Annotated in this window: 2 protein-coding genes; both read right to left on the bottom strand. The window is 64.8% G+C overall.

Annotated features, from left to right (window positions below; genetic code table 11):
* Positions 1-136: 136 nt before the first annotated feature.
* Positions 137-877: an IS21-like element helper ATPase IstB gene (gene istB, locus R2N16_RS25350; RefSeq protein ID WP_316669793.1), complete on the bottom strand. Its 741-nt coding sequence runs from the start codon at positions 875-877 to the stop codon at positions 137-139.
* Positions 878-894: 17 nt separating this feature from the next.
* Positions 895-2,149, bottom strand: a 1,255-nt coding sequence (gene istA / locus R2N16_RS25345; protein WP_316669790.1) for an IS21 family transposase, incomplete at its 5' end; no start/stop codon positions are given.

The following is a 2,149-nucleotide window of genomic DNA, read 5'->3' as shown; positions in this document are numbered from 1 at the left end:
TGCGTATTTCAGCGATCGTGGACGGTCAGATCAGGCTGATGGTGGACGGCATTTCAGCGTGATCATGGACGCTCGGGGCGAGCGAGAGTGAAGGCGTTCATGGTATCGCAGTCGTCTACGATGAGGTTGAAGGCGGTCATGGTTGTTCGTTGTCGGGGCCGCGCAGCGAAGGCCCTTTGAGTGCAATGCGGTGGGAGCCGTGCACGATGCGATCCAGGATAGCGTCGGCGACGGTCGGGTCATCAAGCCAGGCGTGCCACTGGTTGACGGCCATCTGGCTAGTGATCAGGGTGGCGCGGGTGCCGACGCGATCGTCCAACAGTTCCAGCAGGTCGGTGCGCTCGGCCGGCTCCATGGGAGCGCCGGCGAAGTCATCCAGCACCAGCAGGTCATAGCGTGCTAGTTGCGCCAAGCGACGCACGAAGCCGCCTTCGCCGTGAGCGACGCGCAGTTCCGTCATCAAGCGCGTGGTGCGGGTGTAGAGCACCGTAAAGCCACAGCGCGCGGCCTGCTGCGCCAGCGCGCAAGCCAACCAGGTCTTGCCGGTACCGGTGGCACCCGTCATCAGCACGGTGCGGGCATGGCGAATCCAATCGCAGCCAGCGAGGGTCGTCATCAGATGTCGGTCCAGGTGGCGCGAGTCGCGCCAGAGGACGTCCTCGATGCACGCGTTGCCCACCTTGAGCTTGGCAGCTTTCAGGATCCGGGCCAGTCGCTTGCCATCACGCCAGTCGATCTCGCGCTGCACGAGCAGCGAGAAGCGATCGTCGAAGCCGAGTTCGGCCGCGGCACTGCTGGTGGCCTGGTCGCCGAGCGCTGCGATCATGCCGTCCAGACGCAGTGTCTTCAGTTGATCCAGGGTGTTGGCTGGTATCACGTGGTTCCTCCTTGTGGTTAGTGGTAGTACCCCGGCCCCCGCACGTTCTCGTGCAGCGGCAGAGATCCCTGTATTGGCTTGCCCGGCAGAGGTTGCCGGTCCATACCGTTGTCCAGGATCGATTTCACGGTGCGGTAGGTTCGCGAGTTGATGGCGACGGCTCGCTTGCAGGCGGCTTCCAGCCGCTGCGCGCCGAAGCGCCGGCCCAGGTGCTGCAAGCCCAGGCAGGCGCGGTAGCCTTGTTCCGGATGCGGACGGTGTTCCATCTGCCAGCGCACCACGGCGGCACACGACGAGCCGATACTCTCGCCCCAGGCAATGAGTTTGGTTGGCGTCCACTCGCGGTGCGCACGGTGGGATGCCGGCATGTGATCGGGATCAGTGGTGAAGCCGCCTCGGGCGGCGTTCAGGAGGTGGATGGCCACGCGCGTGGCGCCGTCGAACACTTCCACCGCCGTGGCGCCGATACGCAGTTCCACCTGGCTGCGTACCAAGCGGTGCGGCACGCTGTAATAGTGGCCGTCGAGCTCGACGTGGTAATCCACGTTCACGCGCGCCCGCTTGAAGCGCACGATGGCCATGCGGTTGGGCGGCAGCGGCTGCAGCACCGGCTGGTCCAGCCGCTCGAAGGCCTCGCGCCGGTTGCCAGGCAGTTTCTTGAAGGGCCGCTGGTTCAGATCGTGTAGCAGCTCAGCGATCGCCGTGTTCAACTCTGCCAGGCTAAAGAACCGGCGGTTGCGCAAGCGTGCCAGAATCCAGCGCTCGACCACGAGCACCGCATTCTCAACTTTCGGTTTGTCCCTCGGGTGGGCTGGCCGCGCTGGTAGTACCGCCACGCGGTAGTGGTCGCAGAATTCCTCCACCAGCCGCCCCATGCAGGGCTCGTAGCGGTCGGGTTGAGCGATCAAGGCGCGCGGCTGGTCGGGCACGATCAGCCGGGGCGTGCCGCCGAAGAACTCCAGCGCGGCAATCAGCGAGCGGATCCAGTCCGCCGCCGTTTGCCGTTCAGTGGCGCAAGCGTAGGTGTAGTTCGACGCCCCCAATATCGCCACGAAGACCTGTGCAGTACGGATCTCGCCACTAGCGGCATCGATGATCGGCACGGTCTGGCCGGCGTAGTCGGCAAACAGCTTGTCGCCGGCGATGTGGGTCTGGCGCATCGAGCGTTTTAGGCACGCCGCCCACTTGCGGTACTTGACGCAGAAACTCGTGTATTTGTACGCCTGCGCGTTGACCCGGGCGTATTCCTCCCACAGCAACTGCAGCGTGACG

It is taken from the genome of Ralstonia psammae (assembly GCF_958405935.1).
Taxonomy (GTDB): Bacteria; Pseudomonadota; Gammaproteobacteria; order Burkholderiales; family Burkholderiaceae; genus Ralstonia; species Ralstonia psammae.
The sequence above is the reverse complement of the archived record's forward strand: the minus strand, read 5'-3'. Positions and strand labels throughout refer to the sequence as shown.